The organism is Pseudomonas sp. Pseusp97, assembly GCF_047304025.1.
Lineage (GTDB): Bacteria > Pseudomonadota > Gammaproteobacteria > Pseudomonadales > Pseudomonadaceae > Pseudomonas.
The window spans coordinates 1-247 of sequence record NZ_JBGLYK010000587.1 but is presented as its reverse complement, the minus strand read 5'-3'; the positions used below and the strand labels follow the sequence as shown (position 1 = coordinate 247).

Annotated in this window: 1 tRNA gene; it reads right to left on the bottom strand. The window is 63.6% G+C overall.

The features are described 5' to 3' along the window. Nucleotide 1 precedes the first annotated feature (1 nt). Nucleotides 2–75 (bottom strand) — tRNA-Asp (locus ACCC94_RS30430). Nucleotides 76–247: the final 172 nt, after the last annotated feature.

Sequence of the window (247 nt, the reverse complement as noted above, 5' to 3'; positions counted from 1 at the left end):
GCGCAGCGGACGGGACTCGAACCCGCGACCCCCGGCGTGACAGGCCGGTATTCTAACCGACTGAACTACCGCTGCGTGTCGGTTGGACTTGCGTCCGGTAAAGCAACCTCCTTGTGCCTGGAGTGAATCACTCGACAAGCCGGTTCGGGGTAGGAACCAAGGAGGGGGAAATGGCGCAGCGGACGGGACTCGAACCCGCGACCCCCGGCGTGACAGGCCGGTATTCTAACCGACTGAACTACCGCTG